At 57.7% G+C, this 21,913-nt stretch carries 29 protein-coding genes; 11 read left to right on the forward strand and 18 right to left on the reverse strand.

What is annotated here, in order from left to right; translation table 11 throughout:
- Positions 1-186: 186 nt before the first annotated feature.
- On the forward strand, positions 187-1,629 hold the full coding sequence (locus NKH06_RS01705; protein ID WP_352891972.1) for a LuxR C-terminal-related transcriptional regulator: 1,443 nt from the start codon (positions 187-189) through the stop codon (positions 1,627-1,629).
- Between the two features lie 136 nt (positions 1,630-1,765).
- Here the strand turns inward: NKH06_RS01705 and NKH06_RS01710 are convergent, their stop codons facing one another.
- Complete coding sequence (locus NKH06_RS01710) at positions 1,766-2,644, reverse strand: SDR family oxidoreductase (protein WP_352891973.1); 879 nt, start codon at positions 2,642-2,644, stop codon at positions 1,766-1,768.
- Between the two features lie 112 nt (positions 2,645-2,756).
- Here NKH06_RS01710 and NKH06_RS01715 point away from each other — a divergent pair, with 112 nt between their 5' ends.
- The gene (locus NKH06_RS01715) at positions 2,757-3,395 is read left to right on the forward strand and encodes a TetR/AcrR family transcriptional regulator (protein WP_352891975.1); all 639 of its coding nucleotides are present in this window, start codon (positions 2,757-2,759) and stop codon (positions 3,393-3,395) included.
- A gap of 155 nt (positions 3,396-3,550) precedes the next feature.
- Here NKH06_RS01715 and NKH06_RS01720 read toward each other — a convergent pair whose 3' ends face one another.
- The 3 genes from NKH06_RS01720 to NKH06_RS01730 form a co-directional block, all read right to left on the reverse strand.
- Entirely contained in the window at positions 3,551-4,285 is a 735-nt protein-coding gene (locus NKH06_RS01720; RefSeq protein WP_352891977.1) for an NADPH-dependent F420 reductase, read from the reverse strand.
- Between the two features lie 17 nt (positions 4,286-4,302).
- Entirely contained in the window at positions 4,303-4,659 is a 357-nt protein-coding gene (locus NKH06_RS01725; protein WP_352891978.1) for a MarR family winged helix-turn-helix transcriptional regulator, read from the reverse strand.
- A gap of 666 nt (positions 4,660-5,325) precedes the next feature.
- Positions 5,326-6,048, reverse strand: a complete 723-nt coding sequence (locus NKH06_RS01730; RefSeq protein WP_352891979.1) for a DUF4145 domain-containing protein — start codon at positions 6,046-6,048, stop codon at positions 5,326-5,328.
- A 190-nt stretch (positions 6,049-6,238) separates the two neighbouring features.
- Here NKH06_RS01730 and NKH06_RS01735 point away from each other — a divergent pair, with 190 nt between their 5' ends.
- Complete coding sequence (locus NKH06_RS01735; protein WP_352891981.1) at positions 6,239-6,724, forward strand: DUF4145 domain-containing protein; 486 nt, start codon at positions 6,239-6,241, stop codon at positions 6,722-6,724.
- A 276-nt stretch (positions 6,725-7,000) separates the two neighbouring features.
- Here the strand turns inward: NKH06_RS01735 and NKH06_RS01740 are convergent, their stop codons facing one another.
- From NKH06_RS01740 to NKH06_RS01755, 4 genes are all read right to left on the reverse strand, one after another.
- Entirely contained in the window at positions 7,001-7,294 is a 294-nt protein-coding gene (locus NKH06_RS01740; RefSeq protein ID WP_352891983.1) for a nucleotidyltransferase domain-containing protein, read from the reverse strand.
- Positions 7,291-7,935: a hypothetical protein gene (locus tag NKH06_RS01745; RefSeq protein WP_352891985.1), complete on the reverse strand. Its 645-nt coding sequence runs from the start codon at positions 7,933-7,935 to the stop codon at positions 7,291-7,293. Before NKH06_RS01745 ends, NKH06_RS01740 begins: the two co-directional genes overlap by 4 nt.
- A gap of 1 nt (position 7,936) precedes the next feature.
- Positions 7,937-8,488 (reverse strand): hypothetical protein, encoded by a 552-nt coding sequence (locus NKH06_RS01750; RefSeq protein ID WP_352891987.1) that lies wholly within the window; start codon positions 8,486-8,488, stop codon positions 7,937-7,939.
- A 1,810-nt stretch (positions 8,489-10,298) separates the two neighbouring features.
- Complete coding sequence (locus tag NKH06_RS01755) at positions 10,299-10,592, reverse strand: hypothetical protein (protein ID WP_352891989.1); 294 nt, start codon at positions 10,590-10,592, stop codon at positions 10,299-10,301.
- A 59-nt stretch (positions 10,593-10,651) separates the two neighbouring features.
- Between NKH06_RS01755 and NKH06_RS01760 the strand changes: the two genes are divergently transcribed.
- Positions 10,652-10,840 (forward strand): hypothetical protein, encoded by a 189-nt coding sequence (locus NKH06_RS01760; protein ID WP_352891991.1) that lies wholly within the window; start codon positions 10,652-10,654, stop codon positions 10,838-10,840.
- Here the strand turns inward: NKH06_RS01760 and NKH06_RS01765 are convergent.
- Positions 10,837-11,556, reverse strand: coding sequence for an SOS response-associated peptidase (locus tag NKH06_RS01765; RefSeq protein WP_352891992.1), 720 nt, complete (start codon positions 11,554-11,556; stop codon positions 10,837-10,839). The two genes, NKH06_RS01760 and NKH06_RS01765, sit on opposite strands and share 4 nt — an antisense overlap.
- A gap of 80 nt (positions 11,557-11,636) precedes the next feature.
- Here NKH06_RS01765 and NKH06_RS01770 point away from each other — a divergent pair, with 80 nt between their 5' ends.
- The gene (locus NKH06_RS01770) at positions 11,637-11,870 is read left to right on the forward strand and encodes a hypothetical protein (protein ID WP_352891994.1); all 234 of its coding nucleotides are present in this window, start codon (positions 11,637-11,639) and stop codon (positions 11,868-11,870) included.
- Between the two features lie 11 nt (positions 11,871-11,881).
- Positions 11,882-12,127: a hypothetical protein gene (locus NKH06_RS01775; protein ID WP_352891997.1), complete on the forward strand. Its 246-nt coding sequence runs from the start codon at positions 11,882-11,884 to the stop codon at positions 12,125-12,127.
- Here NKH06_RS01775 and NKH06_RS01780 read toward each other — a convergent pair.
- Both NKH06_RS01780 and NKH06_RS01785 read right to left on the reverse strand, forming a co-directional pair.
- Complete coding sequence (locus NKH06_RS01780; protein ID WP_352891999.1) at positions 12,124-12,312, reverse strand: hypothetical protein; 189 nt, start codon at positions 12,310-12,312, stop codon at positions 12,124-12,126. The two genes, NKH06_RS01775 and NKH06_RS01780, sit on opposite strands and share 4 nt — an antisense overlap.
- A gap of 36 nt (positions 12,313-12,348) precedes the next feature.
- Positions 12,349-13,212 (reverse strand): ATP-dependent DNA ligase, encoded by an 864-nt coding sequence (locus NKH06_RS01785; protein ID WP_352892000.1) that lies wholly within the window; start codon positions 13,210-13,212, stop codon positions 12,349-12,351.
- Positions 13,213-13,323: 111 nt separating this feature from the next.
- Here NKH06_RS01785 and NKH06_RS01790 point away from each other — a divergent pair, with 111 nt between their 5' ends.
- Positions 13,324-13,512, forward strand: coding sequence for a DUF3606 domain-containing protein (locus NKH06_RS01790; protein ID WP_352892001.1), 189 nt, complete (start codon positions 13,324-13,326; stop codon positions 13,510-13,512).
- Between the two features lie 476 nt (positions 13,513-13,988).
- On the opposite strand, the gene NKH06_RS01795 is transcribed toward NKH06_RS01790, so the two are convergent.
- Both NKH06_RS01795 and NKH06_RS01800 read right to left on the reverse strand, forming a co-directional pair.
- Positions 13,989-14,162 (reverse strand): hypothetical protein, encoded by a 174-nt coding sequence (locus NKH06_RS01795; RefSeq protein ID WP_023809614.1) that lies wholly within the window; start codon positions 14,160-14,162, stop codon positions 13,989-13,991.
- A gap of 406 nt (positions 14,163-14,568) precedes the next feature.
- On the reverse strand, positions 14,569-14,868 hold the full coding sequence (locus NKH06_RS01800; protein WP_127291957.1) for a hypothetical protein: 300 nt from the start codon (positions 14,866-14,868) through the stop codon (positions 14,569-14,571).
- 852 nt (positions 14,869-15,720) lie between these two features.
- Between NKH06_RS01800 and NKH06_RS01805 the strand changes: the two genes are divergently transcribed.
- The 4 genes from NKH06_RS01805 (at position 15,721) to NKH06_RS01820 (ending at position 17,067) form a co-directional block, all read left to right on the forward strand.
- Positions 15,721-16,002 (forward strand): hypothetical protein, encoded by a 282-nt coding sequence (locus NKH06_RS01805; protein WP_352892003.1) that lies wholly within the window; start codon positions 15,721-15,723, stop codon positions 16,000-16,002.
- Positions 16,003-16,326: 324 nt separating this feature from the next.
- Entirely contained in the window at positions 16,327-16,557 is a 231-nt protein-coding gene (locus tag NKH06_RS01810) for a hypothetical protein (RefSeq protein ID WP_352752127.1), read from the forward strand.
- Complete coding sequence (locus NKH06_RS01815; protein WP_352892005.1) at positions 16,557-16,829, forward strand: hypothetical protein; 273 nt, start codon at positions 16,557-16,559, stop codon at positions 16,827-16,829. The genes NKH06_RS01810 and NKH06_RS01815 overlap by 1 nt, the downstream gene beginning before the upstream one ends.
- Positions 16,830-16,839: 10 nt before the next feature.
- A complete protein-coding gene (locus tag NKH06_RS01820) occupies positions 16,840-17,067 on the forward strand; it encodes a DUF982 domain-containing protein (RefSeq protein ID WP_352892006.1) in 228 nt (75 codons plus the stop codon).
- A gap of 516 nt (positions 17,068-17,583) precedes the next feature.
- Here NKH06_RS01820 and NKH06_RS01825 read toward each other — a convergent pair.
- The 5 genes from NKH06_RS01825 to NKH06_RS01845 all read right to left on the reverse strand — a co-directional run bounded on the left by NKH06_RS01825 (position 17,584) and on the right by NKH06_RS01845 (position 21,911).
- A complete protein-coding gene (locus NKH06_RS01825; protein WP_502914382.1) occupies positions 17,584-17,817 on the reverse strand; it encodes a helix-turn-helix domain-containing protein in 234 nt (77 codons plus the stop codon).
- A 67-nt stretch (positions 17,818-17,884) separates the two neighbouring features.
- Positions 17,885-18,184: a hypothetical protein gene (locus tag NKH06_RS01830; RefSeq protein WP_352892009.1), complete on the reverse strand. Its 300-nt coding sequence runs from the start codon at positions 18,182-18,184 to the stop codon at positions 17,885-17,887.
- A 453-nt stretch (positions 18,185-18,637) separates the two neighbouring features.
- Entirely contained in the window at positions 18,638-20,092 is a 1,455-nt protein-coding gene (terL, locus tag NKH06_RS01835) for a phage terminase large subunit (RefSeq protein WP_352892012.1), read from the reverse strand.
- Complete coding sequence (locus tag NKH06_RS01840; RefSeq protein WP_352892014.1) at positions 20,089-20,535, reverse strand: DUF5681 domain-containing protein; 447 nt, start codon at positions 20,533-20,535, stop codon at positions 20,089-20,091. The genes terL and NKH06_RS01840 overlap by 4 nt, the downstream gene beginning before the upstream one ends.
- Positions 20,532-21,911: a site-specific DNA-methyltransferase gene (locus NKH06_RS01845; protein WP_352892017.1), complete on the reverse strand. Its 1,380-nt coding sequence runs from the start codon at positions 21,909-21,911 to the stop codon at positions 20,532-20,534. Before NKH06_RS01845 ends, NKH06_RS01840 begins: the two co-directional genes overlap by 4 nt.
- Positions 21,912-21,913 lie beyond the last annotated feature (2 nt).

Below are 21,913 nucleotides of genomic sequence, written 5' to 3' on the forward strand. Positions count from 1 at the left end.
CTCCGTGTTCTAAATCGACCAGGCCTGCCAAGCAACCTAACCTGCCCACCTGCAGAGACTAGGATGCTGACCCGTCGCATGGAATCGTGCAAATGCAGTGTTTTCGATATCGCATCTGTAGTATTTTCATCCTGATGTAAGGCCATCGGGTTCTGGCCACAGGTCGGCAGCAAGGAAAATGGAACGATGCTTCGCGCCGTAGGCAATCCTCTCGCCGGCTTATCGGATCGGGAGTTGATGGTCGCGGCAAAGTTTGCGGAGGGAATGACTTATCGCGAAATTGGCGAAACACTCTTCATAGCGCCTACCACCGTTCGGACCCATCTTTCGGCCATTTATCGGAAGCTCGATGTTCGCAGTAAAGTGGCGCTTGCTGGGTTACTTGCCGATCACCGCCAGCAGGACCGCAGCCATGCACCACCCGGAAGTCTTTCGACCGACGAGCCGGGTCCGCCGGTCCTCGCAGTTCTCCCGTTCGACAATCTAAGCGGAGAAGAACGCTGGACTCGTATCGCTGATGGTTTGTCGGCGGACCTCATAGTTGATCTCTCTCGCTACCGGGACCTTGCGGTGATCGCCCGCCAAACAATGCTTTCCTACAAGGGACGGCGTGTTGACGTGCGAGCTCTCGGACGAGAGTTGAATGCCGACTATGTGATTGAGGGAAGTTTTCAAGTGGACGGGCAGCGGGTGCGCATCCGCGTCCAACTCGTCGACGCCCACACAGGGGTCGATGTCTGGACGATGCGTTACGATCGTTCCGCGAACAACCTGTTTGCGATGCTGGACAGCGTGACCGAAAACGTCATCAATGTCCTTGCAACTTGCCACGGTCAGCTCGCCAATCTGCGACGCGATGCTGCTCGTCGGAAGGCTCCAGCAAGTTTGCAGGCCTATGACTGCTATCTGCTTGGGCTTGAGCAGAAGCACCTTTTCACCCGTGAGTCGAACAAGGAGGCGATACGGCTACTGGCGCGTGCGATCGAACTCGACCCGGGTCTAGCAAGAGCTTGGACCGCGCTGGCACTTGCGCATGCTGTGGAAGCCATCAACGGGTTTACCGACAACCTTTCCGGCTCGATCGAGAGCTGGAGCAAATGTGTCAAGCAAGCGCTGGCGCTCGATCCGGCCGACATTTACGCCCGCATACTGCTTGCCGATCTTCGGGCATTGCAGGGCGATGTCGAAGCTGCTGTCGAAGAACATGACCGAGTGTCGGTGGCTGCTCCAAATGACGCGGACTCACTTGCCTTTCTTGCGGGTAGCCTTGCTCTTGTTGGTAGCGACCCGAAGCGTGGCTACGAACTGGCCAAGCGAGCGGTCCGGCTAAATCCTTATGTTCCTTGGTATTATGGAATGCTTGCGCGATGCAGCTACGTTCTAGGCTTTTACCGTGAATCCCTGGTCGCGCTACGTCAATCTGCGCCAGATTCGCCCGCCACCCTTCTGTTTCTGGCAATGGCTCACGCGATGCTCAATGAAACTCCTCAGGTCGCCAGGATCAATTCGCGACTGAAGGACGAGTTCCCTAATTTCACGGCTGAGGTGTTCATCAGTACCTATCCGGTTACCAATCCTGTCGCCATTGCTGCAATCAGAGAAGGCGCCCGTCGTGCGGGTTTGGCCTAGCTTCTTCACTCTGGTCACCTCAGAGGCGCATTGCTCCTCGGGCAGCATTGGGGCCGCAATCAGACCGACGGCTTTCGGCGCCCGAGCGCGGAAAGCTGACGTTAAGGTCATAGGCCACGCGATGGCGGTTCCGCTATCAGATCATGTTCGACATGCCGAGCGCAGTGAGCAGGTTGTTTTGAATAGGAGCGACGGCCTGATTCAGTCCCTCCACCCCGAAGTCCATGCCCTCTGGCATGACGACGGTGCGCAATGGGCGCCTTTCCGTAGTGTCGACTAGCCGTGCGATGGCGTCAGCCACCAGCTGAGGGCGGGGTGGATTCGCAGGATCAAATCCCTGATCGGAGTTGTTTTTGATTTGGCCTGGGACCAGCGCAACTTCGCCATATGTCGCCAAGACCTGCTCGTCCGAGGGCGCTGGGCTAGATGGAAGCAGATTGCTCGGAAATGGCCCGGGTTCCACGATCACCGAGTCTACGCCGAAGCTGGACAGTTCATATCGATATGCCTCGGCAAGCGCTTCAAGCGCGAACTTGCTCGCGGAATAGACCCCAAAGAACGGAAAGATGACGCGCCCCATCAACGAGGTGACATGGATCAGCACGCCACTACCCGCAGCACGCATATGGGGCAGCACGGCGCGGTCGGTCCTTACGGCCCCAAAAAAGTTCACCGCAAATTGCTGCTCGATGTCTGCCGCCGTGTAGGCTTCGGTCACGCCGACGAACATCGTGCCTGCGTTGTTGATTAGCGCATCAATCCTGCCGTGTTGCTCGACGACCCGATCGATCGCAGCGTTGACCGACGCTTCGTCCGTCACATCCATCTCAATGACCTGCAGCTTATGCCCTTCGGCTTTTGCGGCGTTGATTAGCTCACTGCCTATCTGGCTGTTTTTGCCTTCGATGTCGCGCATGGTCGCGACCACCACGTGCCCGCGCCTGGCGAGCTCCAAGGCGGTGAGCTTTCCGAAACCGCTGCTCGCGCCGGTAACAACTACAACCTTACTGCTCATTTCTCGATCCTTTCGCTTGTCGCTCCGATGGACGAAAGCGGGTATATACAGACCTGTCTGTTCTTGCAAACGGAAAATGGACAGACTATTCTGTCTCTGCAGCGAACGCGCAATGGCAGCTGAAATGAAAACTTTGGATGTCAGTGAGTACGTCGACCTGGAACCGCTGCCGCTGGACGCCTTGGCTCCGCGAGAGCGAATCCTCAAAACGGCGTCCGAACTATTTTACCGGTACAGCATCCATACGGTGGGAATAGATCGCATCATCACCGAGAGCGGCGTCGCAAAGATGACGTTCTATAAGCACTTCCCCTCAAAGGCCAATCTTGCAGCTACCTATCTGCGGCATAAAAGCGCGCTTTGGTTCGACATGCTGGCGACTGCGACCGAGCAGGCCGGACCGGTGCCGCTGAATCGCGTGCTGGCCATATTCGACGCACTGAACGAGTCCTTCCAGGCGCCTACTTTCCGCGGCTGTCCTTTCGTTCGAGGGCTGGCCGAGTTCGGACCGGACGCGGAAACCCCAGAGGTGCAGGCAACGCTCGCAGCATATTTCCATGACTTACATGAGTTTGTCGTGTCGCTCATCCAGCCCTTGAAGTTAAAAAATCAAGAGAGCGTGGTCGTTCAGATCCTAGCGCTCATCCAGGGCTCGCTCGTGAACGCACAAGCCATGAGGGGGGGCATTGAACCTCTTGCAACGCGCGATGCGGCCAAGATGCTGCTCGAGGCTGCGGTTGAACGCGGCTGATCGAAGGAAATTTCGGCGTTTGCGGCGCTCCTGATGGTCAGCTCAGACGAAAAAAAACGTGGCCACAGGCCGAGCGCGAGAATTTGGCGGCGAATGGAGCCCATTCGGCCAAAGGCCGCGTGCCGCCCGTTCATCGCGGGCGGCCGCAATCTAAATCAGGCAGAGAGAGACCGATTGGTTGCGACTGCGCCAGCTCGGGTGAACTCTGCATCCGGCTTGGAGAACGATGCCATGATGGCGTCGCGGTTCGAAGGAGCGCGTTTCCTGTCAGCGGCGGTGAGCGCAGCCTTGAGTTCGTGGGCGGTCAACTCAGTGCAATAGGCGGGAGTGCCCGGCTGCAGTCGCCAGGACTCCTCAAGAGTACCCGCATCAACCGTATCGAAGCCAGTGACGCTGATGAGATCGGATACAAGTGCTTTGGCCGCGGCGTCGTCACCCGAAATCGGGATGGCAATGCGACCTGGAGCACCGGCCTCCAAACCGGCCTCTGCCAATGTTTGCGCTAGCAGCGCATTCCAAGCCTTAACAAGGGGGCGCCCCACCTGCTCGCTGACCCAAACGGTCTCCGGCTTGCCGCTATCAACCTCGAAGATTTTGCTGTCACGGGTTGGATAGTAATTGGAGGTGTCCACCACGATTGCGCCAGCAGGGGCGCCGACAAGAATCGTTGCCAGGTCTGGGTTCTTGGCAAAGGGCACTGACAGGATGACCACATCGGCATCCAGTACTGCCGCCTCTCTCCCAACGGCTTGGATGCCGGTGCCGGCAACTGTGTCCGCAAGACTTTCGGGGCCACGCGAGTTCGCCAGTTTCACCTGATGGCCAGCGGCGTCCAGCTTCTTTGCAACCAGCGATCCGATGTTGCCGGCCCCAATGATTCCGATTTTCATTTTACATCCTTTGGTTTTCAAATTTTAGCAGGGTGAGCGAAGTCATGAAGAGTGTCTCGCAGCGCAATGATCTCGTCCTCGGACATTTGACAGGCACTCTTGATCTTGCCGGAGATGGTCCAGACCTCGTCCTTGATGCTGTGAGCGGCAGGTGTGAGATCGACAAGGACCCGGCGTTCGTCCTCGGGATCGCGCATTCGCGTCACCATCCCGCAGGTATCGAGCCGCTTGAGCAATGGGGTGATCGTGCCGGTGTCCATGCCCAAATAGTTTCCAAGATCACCTACGGACCGGGGTGCGGACGCATAGAGCTCCAGCATCACAAGGTACTGGGGAAAGGTCAGGCCCAGCGGATCGAGGAACGGCTTGTGCATGCGTGCCATCCGGCCCGCCGCCCCGTACAGGGCGAACGAGATTTGCATTCGAACCAAATGTGACGCGCTTTTTTGAGGGGTCATACCGGTGCCGTCCACAGCCCAAAGAGCAAACCGAGTTCGCTGGCGAACTAGTATCTAGTGCACTAGATAATGTGACTATCGAGGATTGCAACCCTCCAGCTGCACTTGGAGCCGGTCCGCATGCGCGACTAATCTTCCGGCGGATGCGCCTTGGAGGGACTGGGGTTCTCGAAAGCCTGATCGACATATGCCCAGCAGCATCGAGGACGCTGGCCAATGGCAGCTTCGGGAGAGGATGCCGCGGCCCTAAACGACTGGAGGGGGCGCAAAGCTGCCGTTCACGCCCTGGCAGGTGCGTCATCCTAGGGTCAGCGGTCCGGCCTACAAAATTCTTGGAAACGCCTAATGGTGTGAAGTGGGTATTCCACACTCGTGAACACCGCAGATATGTTTCTTAAAGGCTACTAACCCTACGCGAAAGCTACTCGCCCTTCTCTCGGGTGGGGTGGTGGGGTCGCAGGTTCAATCCCTGCATCACCCACCATCTACCTTGCTGAAATCACTATTCAATTCGCGTTGGAGGCTTAGCTCCTAAATGGCCACTGACGCCTAACTGTCGCGCAGGCCGAAAAAGCGCCGGTTTCACACCCTGCCCTTGGCAGCGATAATCCGCTTCTTCATCCCGGTGAGTTTGGTCGTCCTCTCACCAAAGAGTTCGGCAATGGCATCTTGAAGAAGCTCAAAGCAGTCGAGCACCGCTTCCCGGGACGCTTCTCCCTCGTGGCTGCCAATGTTGCCGACAAACCTGAGTGCGTCGAATGTGTCGGCATGACCCGGTTGTGCGGTTTTGTATGCTTCGATGCGTTTGGCCAGTACCCCCGCCTTGACGCCTTGATGATCGAGAATCTTCTCCACAATGATGCGAAGCCGATTAGCGCAAGCGCCGAGGTCGATCCAAAAGAGCGCGAAGGCTGTTGAGAATTCGATTTTCAGGTGCTCAGGAGTGCTCTCCGGCACAGTGGCAAGAGGAGGAGCTGGGTCCATGCCGTGCGGAGTTAAAAGGTCGAAGAAACGATCTTCCTCGCGGTCCCACGCGTTCCTCTCCATAAGTTGGCTGTCGCCATGAACAGAAACGATGGTACCGCATTTGGTGATGCCGCATTGAAGGAAGAGATTGAAGTTCGCAACAACATCCGGCGGCGAGATAAACCCCTCCTGCAGCGCCCTGTTCCAGTTGCTACTCGTCATCTGCCGAAGTGATTTCGGCACACAACGCAGTGTGCCTCGGTCGCACTCCGGACAGGGATAAGGTGGAATATCGTCGTCGGGAAAGTTCTTCCCCCATAGGTCGCGCGTCGCCGCCATTTTATCCCTCCCAATTTTTTGGCGAAGACTAAACCGCGGGGGATATTTCGCAACCTCGGCCTAGCGCAGAATCTTGGCCGGAAAAGCTCGACGCTCTCAGGTTCTCCACTGCCGTACCCACTGTGGGCGGGTGGCTGTGGGGCGCGAAGCGCAGGTGCTATTAAATCCTGCCTGCTTCCTGGGGGAGTCGGTGACTGAACGCTTTGTCTGCTTTCTTGTGTGCGGGAACAAGGTCTGCGGAGAGGTCGTGGCTGTCTGCGGCCGAGTTACCCACGAACATCACGAGCAGTACGAGGAAGACGTTGGAAGAATGGTGAGTTTCGACTCCACCTACTATGTGCCAACTCAGATGTATCCTGCCCCGCCGGTGTTTGCCTTATCCACCAGACTCAAAAAGGACCTGGCCGCACATGTGCGGAAGGCGTTTGAGCTGCTGTGGGTTGACCCGGCTTCATGCGCCAACCGCATCCGGGTGTTCCTCGAATTCCTGATGGACTACTTTGAGATTCCGCGCAGCGACATCAATGCCAAGGGTGAAGAGTATGACTTAAAGCTCTACCACCGCATCGAGCGCCTGGAGGCCAAGAAGCCGGGCCACAAAAAGACTTTCAACGCGCTCTGCGCAACGTCGGGAACTATGCAAGCCATTCCGGCAAGGCGAAGTTTGAAACACTGATCGACTGTTTCGAGCTGGTTGAGCTGATCATCGCCGACTTGATCGATGGTCGGCAGGATCGCCTCGACAAAATGACGGAACGGCTCTCCGTGAAGGACGGAGAATTTTAGGGATTTGACTCACCAGAACAAAACAGGAACATATTCCCCTCCTGTTTGCGGGTGTCACCTATGCCTGCCCCTCACAAAGGCATCAACATCATGCCTACCTTTACCTGGGATAAGGCATCGATGCCTACCCAATGTGGCAGCAATTGCCCCTCGTGCGTGGATCCCTTCAGTTGGGATAGATCTTGCGGGCACGCTGACGCGCTATCGCCCCAGCTTCTTTCGCTTCATCATATGTCATCAATGACAGGTCGAGCGGCAATCCGAGCATATCGAGATCAATTGAGCTACGCAGCCTGTCCGCCTGATCAGCATCGCGACACAAAATGAGCAAATCAATATCGGCGACCCCTGATTCTTCGCGATCGACCGAACCGAATAGATACCAAGTGCTGCCGCCGGCAATCACGCCGAGACCATCTGCAAGGGTGCAAAGTGCGGCCGTCGCCGTTAGGCGTCTCACCGGCCCAACCGGCCCATGATGTCGCGAAACATCATCGCCTCCGCGCCCATAGAGCGCGCCGCTTCCTGCGCGGCCGAAGTGACCGAGCCGTAGCTCGACATCTTCAGGGCGATGTCGAACGCGCCATATTGGGCCCGCGCGTGGCGGACATCTTCAGCGCTCAGATTGTAGGCGTCGATCAGTGCGATGGTGAGAGCGGATCCCTTGTTCCGGCGGGCGATGAAGACGAGATCGTACAGACGGGTGAGCTGCTGGACGTTTGAATGCTGCCCGATCGCACGCTCGAAAAAGCCGAATTCTTTGTTTCGGTAGCCCGCAAGATCGCCACGCCTAAACGCTTTCCCTAGATCGCCGAGTGAGCCGAAACCGGCGGGCGCGGCATGGACCAGGTCGATTGCAGAGCCGGTCCAGATCGACTTAGACGGGATGTTGATGACGAATTCGGGCTTGATCGCATGCGCCAGCACGGGCTCGACATCGGCCACCTGTACTATCGGCTTAGCGCCGATCACTGCGACCGGGTGGACGCACTTTTTATCGTCTTCGATCAAGAGGAAGTTCTCAACCGAGCGACCGACGGCCTTGAAGCCTGCGTTTTCGTCGATATGAGCTTCGACCCAATCTGTAACGTTCCCCGCCATCTCAACCCTCCAAGATGTTCTGCATGCCTGCCGGGAAGCGGCTTCCATCCTCGCGTCGGCCCTCGATATGGACGGCCTCAAGATCGTCGATGTGCTGACGGAAGGCCTCAACCACGACCGACTCGTCGCTGGTAAGGAGCGCACGGTTGGCGTCAAGCTGGGCAATGATACGATTGCTGTTCGGGAGAATTCTGGTCAGCATTTTTCGTTGCCAAATTTCCGCCGCGCCGCTCTCCGGGTCTCGCGCCGCCTCGATATGCGGACCGTAGCGTTCGAAGATGGCGCGGTTCTCGTCGAGCAGCGGAGCGACCACTGCGCGAGCCGCACCGCGATCAGGGAACTCGGTCACGCCGAACAGGCCCTGGAGCTTTTTTGCATGGTCCCGCTTCCAGCCCAGGATCATGTCGTCCGGATAGGCGTTCGGCGCCTTGTCGATCATGGTGTGGCAGACCGCGCACAGCAAAATCAGATTCTCGAACGCGCCACGCTGGGCCTTGCTCATCTGCGGTTTGGCGCGCGGGCCATCGTCATTGGCCGCGAAGACGTGCGCCATTTCGGCGACATGGATAGACTTGCCCGCCGCATCGACGAAAAGTTCACGCTCGCAGGCCGGGTTCTGGCAATAGCCGCCGGATGCTGCGAACAGTCGCCTCTGAGTATGTGTATCTGGCGATGCGGCGCCCCGGGGACAAGCCAACTATGTTCTCCACGTCTCGACGCAAATGATCGCCAGACAGGAGATAGGTTGCCACAGGCAAAATTCCAACGGTCGACGAAGAAGCCGCCACGCCTCTTCGTGCGGGCCCTGAACATGGACCGCCGGCGACCCATGCCAAAGATTACAACAGTGATTTGCTTGCCATCATTACGGCTCAGCCGGTGCAAGATAACCCGCGCAGCACAGTATGAACAGACGACCGCTTTTGGGCACGCCCAAAATGTCGCTGAATGTCGGGATTTAGGCGCGAAGCGGACACCCGCTTAAGCTTAACGTACACACCTCATCAGCCGTTCGATCGCGCGCCACATCGAGGTTTAGGCTCCACGCTACCTTGTCACAAATAGTCTATGTCAACCCAGATGTTACATCGACCGGCGAGACTCGCGTTACGTCACCTCAGGGCATACCCTAAAGTGCGAGCTACGAGGCGGGCCAAGTTTGGCATCTAGCTAAAGAGAAGATCTCTGAAGCAGGCGACCCTCAAGTGCGATATCCAATCGGACAGAAAAAAGATCACCAACTCGCGAACCAGAGTCTTCCATAAAAGGGTGTTGGTGGAATCGGTCGTCAGAAACGCTCCCCACGCGCCACGGCCCGTCCGTGACCTAAGTAGCCCCGTACTTCCGTGCCGTAGGGCGCTATGACCGATGCGTTTTGGTGGGCAGCTCAATATGCCCTGCGTCCAGCCGGTCCATCTTGGGTGAACGCTCGCGTATCCCGAGGAACGGTTTCCGGACCCGCTCCCCGCCGGAACGACAGGCGTTCTCGAGCAATTGGCTGACGAAATCCGGCAGTGGTCGGGGGCAGGTGATACCGGCACATCGCTTGCCGGGCTCACTGGACTTAGGCGTAAACGGTAAAATCCCGTCATGCGTTGAAGCCCCTCCGAACATCGTGGCTCACGACCACGCGGAAAAGGTCGCAAAGGCACTTACGTCAGCACGGTGCGCCAGAACGGCTTTTCGAACACGCTGACAATGTAGGTGGTTCTTGCGGGCTCAGGCACGGCTGGCATACTTCACCTTGCCCCATTGACTGCATTGAGGACACAAAGGACGGAGATAGGCCAACTTGTCGCCCGGAATATTTCCCGAACTCGTGATCGTCAGACTGCCGCCCTCGAAACCCTCCAGGCTGTAGGATTCCCAGGTGCCGCTTAGGGCCTTGTCGTCTTCTCGTAGTTTCAAATATCCGGTGCGACCGCATTCGCAAACCAGCTTTTCCCGCAATACAGTTGAGAGCACTTAGGATAGCCTTCTGACGATGCGGCGAACAGGCTCGATGAGACTTGGTATTCGGGCTTCCGCACTGCCCAAGCTACAGGTACATTAGCGATAGCTCAACTAAGACTGAAGTCCCCTAAGCCTCTCTGGAAGTTCGTCTTCTAGCCTGATTGCGCTTCGCCTGGGACCCTCGTAAATCGGGATGCGTGTGAAGAACACCGGTCGTCGGTCGCGGCCGCCAACCTTATGATCCGAGCAGCCAAAGAGCCCGACCAAGTCCCAATGCATCGATCCGTGATCCGGCCCGAGCCCATCGATCAGCGCCTGAATGTCGAGCTTGGTCGACTTGCAGGACATAGTATGCCCGCAATTCACGTAGACGATTTCGCCCGCGGCCAAGGTGTCAGCGAGGGTGTTGGTCATCCTCTGAAGCGCTCGGTATACCAAGTGATTTTGCCGTCGACCTTCATTGGCTTGTGGATCAGCAGACGCTTCGGCAAGTGCTCCGGATGCACCTCCAGCAGCGTGATCTTGATCTGAGGTTTGCACCGGCTGCAATCGAACTTCAGCGTCTGCGGATCGACGCCGCCGCCGTAGACCATCATCAAATCGGCAGATCGGCAGTAGCGGACATTGCCGCAGCTGCATTCCGCTTTCACTAGCATGTTGTGCCGGGTCGCTTTGCCCAGCGTGTCGATCGGTTCGTGTGCCATGAGAACAGAAAAGGAACATTTTCCTTGCCCGTCAAGTCTGACTGTGGAATCTTTCTGCCATGAGCGACGAACCAGCGAGACTAGCCGAAGGCATGACGCCGGCACTGCGCGACGGCGTGAAGGTGCTTGGCCACACATGTGAGCGTGACGGCTGTGGTAAGGTCGCCGGCTGGGGATTTGCTCGGCCGCGCAGGGAATCACATTGGTTCTGCTATCCGCACCGCGGCGACGGCGATCAGTATCTCTAGACGTCGAACAAATCGGTCGGCCCCAAACCGATCTCGTCGATGATGTCGGGCGTGTTGTTGCTTGGTTTCCCGACCCCGCTGGCGATCGGCCACATCTTCATGAGGTCGGATGGATAGGGCTTCATGAGGTCGCGAGGATCCGTCTCCGGCCCGAGCCAGCGCATGTAGTCGGCCGGCGCCAGAATAACCGGCATGCGATCATGGATCGTCGCCATCAACGTATTTGGCTCGCAGGTGACGACAGCGAAGGTCCGGATCAACTCGCCGGTCGCCTTGTCGGCATATTCTTCCCAGATTCCAGCCATGGCAAAAGGATCGTCATCCTTCATGGCTATAGCATAAGGCTGTTTTTTCTTGCCCGAAGGGTCGAGCTTTTGCCATTCGAAATAGCCGTCGACAGGCACCAGGCAGCGGCGCGCGGCATATGCCTTTCGGAACAGGCCATTGCTGGCAATGGTCTCGCAGCGCGCATTGACAGGCGGAGGACGGCCGCCGCCATCGCGCGCCCAGCCGGGAACAAGTCCCCACTTCGCAGAAACGAAACCGGCCATGCTCGTGGAAAGCTCTTCGCGGATTATGATTGGATAGGTCAGGCTGGGCGCACCGTTCCAGATCGGGAAGCCGTTGCCCAAGCGCTCGATGTGGCCGGGGTGCGCGAACTCGAAGCGCCGCACCATGTCCGGGATTGTCGATTTTACGAAAACGCGTCCACACATTTTAGGGTCGTCTCATTGACAAGGATCGAGTCGCGCCCAAAATGGGAACGGAGTGAGAACGAGTCAAGGCTGTCGTAGTGATGCCTAAGAAGCCAAAGGACGTGATGCTGCCAGGGCTATCGGGCGTCACAATCGATATCGACGACCGCGACAACCCCAAGGTCTGCCTGGTCGGGCTGTTGACTGATGAGGGGAAGCATTCCTTCACTTTGAGCGAAAACGGGGCGCGGATGATGGTGAAGGCGATGCACTCGTTTCTCGATCTTCTCGACGGATCTACATCCGAGACGAAGCCCAAAGGCCCCGCCAACTGAGAACGCAGCGCATGATCAATCCACCAAAGAGACAGGACGAATATCAGGACCGGGCCATCGACTGCCAGGAGGCAATGGAGCCCGGATTTCAGGCAATCGTCGATTGCATGATTGAGGCGGGATGGACGCGGGGCGAGATATTGCGGGCGTTGAAACGGCTCATCGCCGCCGACAACATGACGCAGAAAGAGAACGCCAGGACGGAAACGCAGCTCGCGATTGCGCGGGCCATGATGCGCGCCGGCAAGCCGCTCTAATGCTCGCTGACGCCGGCCTCCTCGACTTCCGCTTCCATCTGCTCACTGACAGGCTTGACCTTGCCGGCGTCGGCCAAAGGATGGTCATCAAAACCCTGCAGCCAAGCGTCGGCCTGCTCTACCCAGTACTCCGGCACTGAGCGCTCCTTGCCGTCCTTGCGCGCTTGGGCGCCATATCCAGGCATAGGTGATGCGCTCCTGATCTTTCTTGGCGACCGCCATTATTTCTCCTCCCGGTAATCGAGCAGCTTCGCGTGGCGTAGTTGCTCCTCACCTTTCAGGAACTTCACGCGGCCGACAAGACCCGGCTTCAGCCATTCCGCCTTGTCTCTCTTCAGGCCTTTCGGCACAGGGCCGCCCACCTTTCCCTGCACGCGGTCCCAGAGGCGCTTGCGTTTGTCGAATTTGAAATTGACGTTGGCGGTGCCGAGATAGCGGCCGTTGTCAGCCATAAGAACCCTTGCCGCCTGGCCCGGATCACGCTGAACGCCGATGATGTCCATCTCCTTTTCATCATAGCACTTAATCTTTCGCCAGTTCATCGTCGCGCCGCTGCGATAGAGACTGTCCCGGCGCTTCGAGACGATGCCTTCTTGTCCAGTCTGGTCCGCGACGTAGTAAACGGCGTCACCCGTGCCGGGCATCGCCTCGCTGAATTGGATGCGGCTGCCGGCTTCAATCATTCCCTCCAGGATCTCACGACGGTCCTCGAGCGGCATGTTGCGGAGGTCGTGGCCGTTCAAGTGCAGTAGATCGAACGCAACGAGATAATAATCCTGCGATGGCTCGCTGCTGCTGACAGCCGACTGCAATGCATGAAAATCGGAACGTCCAACCTCATCAACCACGATGGCTTCACCCTCAATGATGAAGTCGTCGGCTTCAATCGCGGCGGCCTGGTCGGCAAGAACCTGATACCGTTCGGTCCAGTCGTATCCTCTCCTGGTCAGCACTCGGATGCCGTCTTCGTCCTTGATGATCTGCGTGCGGTAGCCGTCGAACTTTATTTCGTGAATCCAGTCGTCACCCTCTGGCGGACTATCGACAAGCTCCGGCTCCATCGGCTTGATGAACTTCAAACGCATGAACGGACCCACACCCGCGATTCAATCAGCTTTAGCTAAAATAGTTCCAAGAAGGATGAACAATGCGGCCCGGTGCGCGTTGCGGATCAACAACCTCTAGGAGCAACACCAATGGGAGACGACAAGAGCAAGCGTGATTTCCGCGACCGCGACCGGGTATCAGGCGACGAAGAGTATGAGGTCGGTTATCTCGCCAGCAAGTTTCAGCTTACGATCCCAGAAGTGCGTGACCTTATCGAAAAGCACGGCAACGACCGTGAGACGCTAGAACGAGAAGCAAAAGCGCTGGGCAGTAGATGACCAAGCTATCCGACCTTGGACCACCCATCCCCGGCAGGCAGCACGGCGGCGAGCCAGCCGACGAGCGGGAGAATTTCTACACCTGCCCCACGTGCGGCCAGCAGGTCGACATGCGCGACCTACGCCAAGTCGCTTGGCATGAATTGCCAGGGCACCAGCCCTTGGAACCGGCTCTTTCCACCGGTAGTAGCAGACGTCGGCAGTAGTCGGCACGATCAAGCAGCCGAAGGATCGAGTGAGTGACCGTGCCGACCATGCTGGGCACGAGGGTGGGCCTAATGACCAGGCCCCATATGATACCGGACAATGGCGTTGCTACCAATTACGCCTGATGGCCTATGCCGGATAAAGCGGAAGTCGCATGCTCTTGCCGCTGTGCAATTACATGGAACTGGCCTCCAAGTGGCACATTAAACTACGAGCGGATGTAGCCGCTTAACAGGTCCGCCGCAGGCGCCCCAATAGGCGGCGGACTTCTAATGACGCTCCTTCAAAAATCGGGCTTCACGAAGCAGCGAATTCCAGTCCGTGCCGATAAGCTTGATCAGGGCGCGCGCCTCAGGTTCTGAAATGCCGACTTCTTCAGACAAACGACGGGCAAGCAGTTGCTGATTGCCTTTGTCTACACGCCCATCGCCTTCCTTTTTCATCGGCTCCTCCTTTGGGAAGCCAACTCACGGCATGACCGTTCGTTTCACCGAATAAGAAAAAAGCCCGCCGCCCCATTCACGGCAGCGGCGGGCCGTCCCAGGGATAACGGGACTCGCTGGGGTGTTGGTTCTCCCCTGCTGTCGCGGGCGATGCAAAACAGGTGCCACTAGGGTGGCCCAACTGACACAGCTTGCGGAGCGACGACACGTATATATCGATTAGCTAATATGAAGGAACGGCCGTTGGACAAGCAGAGAACCAACTGGCACAGCTTGGACGTTCGCTGCGAAATGCAAGACTATAGTCCTGCTATCAACCCGCCGCGCCGGCCTAGCACGACGGGTTTTTCCAATGCGGCGACATCCTGAGAATCGACCGCTATGCATCAACCTGGGACAGGTCAGGTCAGCAGCCTTCCGTGGTCTTCTTCACCTGGCCAGGAGCAGCCGAGTTAGCATCGGTATCCTGTTGACCTGGCGCGGCCTGCTTGGCGCTACCAGTTTGTTGACCCGGAGCGCAGTCCTTGGCGGAGTTCGAGTTCGTTCCACTCGTGGTGGTCGAATCCGTCCCCTGATCGGTCGTAGTGCTCGGCATAGTCTTGGTTGTCGAGCTCGACGATCCGCCTGTGGTCGTGGTGGTCGATTGCGCAAAGGCGAGGCCAGTTGAAAGTGCCATAATGGCTGAAGCGAAAAGAACCTGTTTCATGATCAACTCCATCTCGGAACGTCCCTTCGGTACCGAACTTCGCTGCGAAACGACGGTTCCCAGAAAAATGACTAATCAAGGCGCCCGCCCCGCTTGCGGAGCGATGAGGGGAGGCCAAGCGCGTCGCTGTCATAGAACGAGCGTCCTGAACATCGTCGAGTGAATGGGCTAAACAGCGGGGATCCACACAATTGCGCCGCTGCTATCGGTCTTTCGGGGGAGAGTTCACAGTGCACTGCCTGCGGATCATGGTGGATCTCTCACGCGAAGAAGCGAAGCTTGCCTAAAATTCTAAGCTCGGAGGCACCTCGCGTGTCCTGAATAGCCCGTACCTCGGTGCCGTAGTGGCGCTATGCCCGATGCGTTTTGGTGGGCAGCTCAAATTTCTGCAGAGTCGAGTAAACGACTATCATAGTTAATTGTGGCTGCCGGTGACCCTATGTAATCAGAAGCTCAAAGTAGCTTTCCCACGGAGGACGGTATGTTATATCCAGGTCGGTTTTTGGAGCCGAGCGATATTATGGTGCTTGCCCATGTTTGTCGGACGGTCTGCAAAGAGCGCGGTGTACGTGTTGCTTCGCAGGACGGTGAGCGCATAGCTGCACACGTACTCAGACTGTTTATGAACGGCTTGACTGGTGAGAATGAACTCCTCGATGTTGAGCGGAATTGGGCTCGACGGAGTGGCCTGTCTTTCCAGGAGTTTCCCGTCAACGACGCAGAAATGAGAGATGCCGCCTGATTCAGTTGATTGTTGCAGCCGAAGGCGCCCCACCTGCGATAGGTCGGGTGATCGGGAGCAAACCTTGCCTTTGAGAGTTGGTAGAGCCGTTTCAACGGGCGACTAATCGAATGCTTCTTGCCGCGAATAATGCGATCTCGACGGCTGTTTTGGCTGGCAGTGGCGCCAATGCGGAAGTGTTTGGTGTGGTCGACCTCACCACTAAAGCTGAGGCAAAAATCGGTCCCGTCACCTTGGGTATGGCTATTCCGTTCGTGGCCAACGCTTCGGTGCTTGGATACGATGTTCGCAGAGCCATGATCTTCTATGGTGAACCGGGCACCCCGCGTCTAAGGGCAAGAGAGTGCGAACGCTTGTGGGCGCAGTTTGGCGGCGCACTTTTGCGACCGTAACCCGACGATCTTTCGGATTACACATCTCGAAGGGGAGCATTCTCCGTCGGGTAAATGTTTGGCAGATCACCGGCACGACCGTCGGTCCGACCAGTGGCCCAGGCTCTCACAGGGCCGAACAAACCGCTAGGAGATACGAAATGGCCGACCCTCCGCACGTGTGCTGGCACGATCAAGAGCGCCCAGCAATGCCCTCAAGCGCAAGGCGCAGATCTAAGGGATTGCGCCCTTCAGAACCTGCTTTGTACGTTTCCGGCCCTTGCCTTTTTGGGGAAGTGCACCACAGAATGGGTCATTGAGGTTCTGTCTCTCTGGGAGGATGGGATGGACATTCAAGCACCTGTTTGGCCTGCGCAGCTAGCGGCCAAGGAGTTGGTTCGCGAGGCCCTGTTGGGCTATCAACCGGGCGACATAATTTCCGTGAAGGCGACCATTGCGTTGGTGCGCGAGCGCGGCCGTGACCTTCGTGAAACCGACTGCCAACTAGTCGAAATGATCGTTAATACAGCCTCCATTTGGCAGCTCTTCGTCGCGTTCGACGTGCGCGAACCCTGATGCCCCTTCGTTGGTTCAACCCGCCTGTCTATGTCAAAACCGACCGACCGGGATTCCGCCCTGGGATCAGCCGTATCGACACTGCCGCCGAGGAACTATTGAACCTGTTGGGCTCTCAACCGGGCGATATAATTTCCGTGAAGGCGACCATTGCATTGGTGCGCGAGCGCGGCCGTGACCTCCGTGAAACCGACTGCCAACTAGTCGAAATGATCGTTAATACAGCCTCCATTTGGCAGCTTTTCGTCGCGTTCGACGTGCGCGAACCCTGATGCCCCTTCGTTGGTTCAACCCGCCTGTCTACGTCAAAACCGACCGACCGGATTCCTTGGGATCAGCCGTATCGACACTGCCGCCGAGAAACTACTGAAGTGGTCCAACCGTGGCCCAAAATGGCGGTCGGCGGCGGAGGCATGTCTGTCTGCGATGGATGGCAAAATGCCGACTGGTGACTTCCGGCTGCTGTTCGAGGCTGCGGCCGACGAAGAGGAGATGCTGCTGCCGGACTAACAACGTTATACGCACGGGGCCATGTGGGTCTGGTAGCTATGGCGGCGGCGAATTGACCAGCGCCTTTAAGGCTTCGGGTCGCGCTTAAAGCACGGCCCGCTCAGCCTCTCCACCATGTCAGGCGGCGCCCGCAGAACGGTGAATTTGCGGAATTTCGACGCTATCAGGCGCTCCTAGGCAGTCGTACTTAGAGGTCACCTGGGGCGGCCCTTCGCTTCAGGTCGACAAGATTCAGAACCCTGACGAGATCGCGGAATACTCCTCGTCAAGATACTCCGCCGGAGCGCCCCACGCGTCTGCTGGCTGCCCAGTGAACACGTCAAACACCGTCCAGGTTTCGTCGGGCTCCTTCCTGGGGTCGTATCTTTGAGAAGTCATGCCGTCGCTATTTTATGTCTGCGGTCGGGTTCGTCAAGCTGTGATCGGCGGAGGGCTTGGCTGAACGGATTATGAGCGAGCCAGCAGGCTCAGAAACCGGCACCTGTTTGCGCAGCCCTTTGGTGCAGATAGGTAGAGTCAAAATCTGCGGCGCGGACGAGCCCTGCCCAGTCGCTCGCACGAAAAACGCGAGCCAACGGTGGATATCAGACCGTCGCGTCTAAGTTCCTGAAGCACTCGGTTCACGTGCACGGTGGAAAGGCCAAGTGCGTCGCCAAGTGCAGCCTGCGTTATCGGAAGGTGGGCCACAAGATCTTCAATGCGGCCTACGGAGCGCAGGCGGACTATCAGTTCGCAAAGAAGGTGAGCCATACGAGCATAGGCGTCGCGTCTCCCGACGTTGGTGACCCACTCTCGATAAATCTGGCCAACTCGAAGTCTATGCCCGGCTGTTCAGCAATTCCGAGCCAGGTCGGGCGCCCTGATAGTAGGCCAGCCCACCGACACTGCGATGCATTGCCAAGGTCTCCCGAAATGTGCAGCACATTCGGACGGCAAGCCAAAGATCGCCTTCATCCATGTGGCCTTCTTGAAAGTGACGGATCACCGCCGGAGCGATGTGCTCTATTTCTTCGCTCGCATGGTCGAAATTTCGCTCGGAACAAAGCCGCTCGAAGACCCGTTTGCAGGTCTGCAAATCAGCGGGGGAAAGGTTTGGGTGATCGAGGCGGTTCAACATCAAGCGCCTCAAAACGCAACGTACAAGAACGTTCCCTCAGAACCGATTTAGAGATCGCAAGGGGCGCGAGTCAATGAATCGTTAAGGACGTACATTTCGGGTTTTGTCTCGGTTTGAAATGCAGAAAATCGACGGCGGCGTTGCGGGCGTCTCAAAGCCCCGAACGCTTCGAAGGTCGTACCTCATGGTGTGGGCGCCCGAAAACAATGGCAACGAACCCTCCGGGTGCAGATCGCGGCGGCTGTCCTGACCGTAGCCTTTCGCGCTCTGCTACAAGCTGCGATCATTGAGCCGACAACCTCAGTATCTCGGATCGTCTAGCGGCGTCGGCGTGCTACATCGTCCGTTCGCTTTAATGTCCGCTCCTCGGATGGGGCCAGGGTTCTGCTCAACGTCGTTATGTGGGCGCAAAGCTGACATTTCGCGAAAGCGCCCAAATTTTGGAGCAGGACTTCAAAATTTGCCGATATAGAACCTCCCCGTAGGCTTGTCGTCTTTCATCCAGATCAGCGCCTGCGTCATGGAATCGACTTGGTCGTCGTGCCTGCCATGCGGAAATGCGAGCACCTCAAGCAGGAAGTCATCTCTCCAATGTGCGTCTTTCGGAAGATTGACGTTGCCGTTTTCGATCATCGCGGCAACGCGTGACAGCCGACTTTCCTTGTCGGTTCTGGCTTTTACCGCCGTCGTGCTGATGTCTTGGCTTTCCAAGTCGGCGATGAGGCTTGAGCCAGAGCCGGCATCTTCAATGAGGATGATGTCAGGGTCGTGCTCCAAAAGGGAGTTTTTGACGGACTTGATGAGGTCTGGATAAGCTGCCCTGACGCGCACGAGATCAAGGAGATAATAGTTGTTGTCGTCCTTGGCCCATGTCGTTCCGACGGAGTAATCGCTGGAGGGGTCGCCCTTAAGGGCGGTGTCCCAGCTTTGAACGATGGTCATCGACCGACGGTCGAACTGATGCGGATCGTAGTCGCGAAACCACACCCTCTTGACCATGTTGCCGTCCGGTGGGGCAGGGGATTGTTGGTACTGCGCGGAAAAGTTGAGTGATCCTAATAGGCGCTTTAGACCGTCCAGTTCGGCGTGTCCCAGACGCGCGGGGTGGAGCAAGTCGCCAAACTTGCGATCGTGCCAGCGATTTACACTTGTCTGGACGCGTTCGTTCTGCTCGGCAATCGCCGACAGGTTCAAATGCTCCCAGCCGCCAGTCTCCAGAAGCACGCCTGCCAGGTCGTCGACATGCAATCTTTGCATGACAAGGACGACGGCACCGGCAGCGGGATTGTCGAAGCGCGACATCAATGTCGTGCGAACCCAGTCGGCGCACCTATTGCGAGCCGATTCCGAATGCGCTTCATCTGCCTTCAAGGGGTCATCGATAATGATGATGTCGCCACCGCGGCCGGTTAGCTGACCACCGGTCGAGGTCGCCAGGCGCCCACCGCCGAGCGTGGTCTGCAGTTCATTTTCAGTATTCTTGCGCGGGCTAACTTTGAACGTCGGAAACATCGACCGGTACCAGGCGGTGTTAATGACGGTTCGAAAATCGTTGGCGTGCTTGACCGCAAGAGGTTGAGCATAAGAGACGCAAATCATTTTCTTCGACGGATCGCGGCCAAGAATCCATGCCGGGAACGCGACCGAGCTGGTGACCGACTTCAACGATCGCGGTGGCATCGTAATGATCAGGCGCTTGCACTTGCCCGCTGAAACGCGCTCGAGTTGATGCGCAATCGCTCGGATGTGCCAGTTGGGCAAATACTTGGCACCTGGATCGACAGCGGAGAAAGCCAGCGCCACGAAGGTCGCCAGGTCATCGCGGGCCGCGCCCAACAGCAGCTGAAGGGCAGTCGGTGCAACGGGCGAGGAGGATGGTCGGCCCGGTAGGGGGAGTGGGGCGTTCATTCCTCATCTCCCTGGTCGCCGGTCTTGGAAGGGGCCTCAGTATCGTTCTCTGGCGAGTTCTTGTGGTCGAGATAATCCCGCATCATCTCGACCATTGTTTGCGGATCGAACACGTCGACCTCCGCATCGGGTTGCCGGCTTTCCTCAAGTTCGGCACAACGCGATGCGAGCTGAAGAGCATGGGCCGCCGACCGGAAATCGCCTGACAGCGCGTTGTTGCGCATTTTGAGGAGGATGGCCTCGAGTGCCGTCACCGTCGTCGTCCTTCCATTCTGCTGGATTTGGATCGGCCCAAAGAGCGTCTCGCGGACAATAGTGTTCATGTTTTTTTTGCCTTTCGGTCGCCCTTTCGGATTGCCTGACATTCCTTTCTGGAACCGGGCTTCAGTTGGAGGCTTGCCGTAGCCTATCGGGTAGTCGGCAGGTTTCTTTCTCCGTGTCACAGCAGGCCTCCCACAGTTTCAGGCGCTGGGGTCGCGGACGCTGTTTTGGCGAGTACGCCGGAAGCTTTGACGCTTCCACGCTGCTCGAACATTTCCTCGAAAGTCTCGCCCGTGGTGGCGAGCGTTGCCTGCTTGCCCGTATGTCTTTCGAAGCGGCGGATGATCAGATCGCAATAGTGAGGATCGATCTCGATGAGGCGTGCATGGCGCCCCGTCTTGTGCGACGCGAGTAGCGTGGTCCCCGAGCCGCCAAATGGGTCCAGCACGACGTCGCCGCGGCGGCTGACGTCCAGCAGTGCGTCGGCAACCAGAGCGACAGGTTTGACGGTCGGATGCGCTTCGAGCTCCTCCATCCGCGTCGTGCCAAAGCTGTTGGCGCCGCGGTAGGTCCAGACATTGCTGCGGTGACGTCCATGTTTGCCGAGTTCGACGTTATTGCGATGCGGCTCCTTGCCATTCCTGAACACCAGCACCAGTTCGTGCTGAGAGCGGTAGAGGCTGCCCATGCCGGCATTAGTCTTATTCCAGACGCACAGATTGAGCAGATCGCCGAACGTCTGTTTACCCGCCAACGTGGTCTCTGCGATATGGCGCCAATCCATGCACACGAAGGCGATCGCGCCCGCCTTGCTCGACCCAGCAATCAGTGAGAACGACTGCTCCAGAAACCCTGCGAACTCGGCGTCGGACATCTCGCCGGATGCCATTGCAAATTCCCGATGGCTCGTCTTGCCAAGACCACTGACGTGTCCGCCGATCGGAACATTGTAGGGCGGGTCTGTAAAACAGACGGATGCCTTCTCGCCCTGCATCAGCATATCGAAATGCTCTGCCGAAAGCGCGTTGCCGCAAAGCAGTCGATGATCGCCAAGCAGGAACAGATCGCCAGGCCGTGTTACTGCTGGTCCCGCCGATTGCTCCAGATGTTCCGCTTCGTCCCCTTCGGCTTCATCATCCTGATTGTCCGGCGAGAACTCGCTGATGATCAGGTCGACCTCTGGGATGTCGAAGCCGGTGAGGCTCACATCGAAGTCGAGATCGACCAGCGCCTGCAACTCGATGGCCAGGATCTGCTTGTCCCAGCCGGCCTTCTCGGCGATCCGATTATCGGCGAGGATGTAAGCGCGCTTCTGCGCCTCACTGAGATGGTTGATCGAGAGGGTTGGAACGTCCTTCCATCCCAGCAGGCGCGCTGCTGAGAGTCGGCCATGGCCGGCAAGGACGTTGTTCTTCTCGTCGACCAGGACCGGATTGGTGAAGCCGAATTTTTCGATGCTGTCGGCAATTTGTCGGATTTGTTTCTTGGAATGGGTGCGAGCGTTGTTGCGGTAAGGGGTGAGTGCGTCGATCGAAACTGTGGTGATGTTGGTGGCCATGA

It is taken from the genome of Mesorhizobium sp. M1342 (assembly GCF_040317955.1).
Lineage (GTDB): Bacteria > Pseudomonadota > Alphaproteobacteria > Rhizobiales > Rhizobiaceae > Mesorhizobium.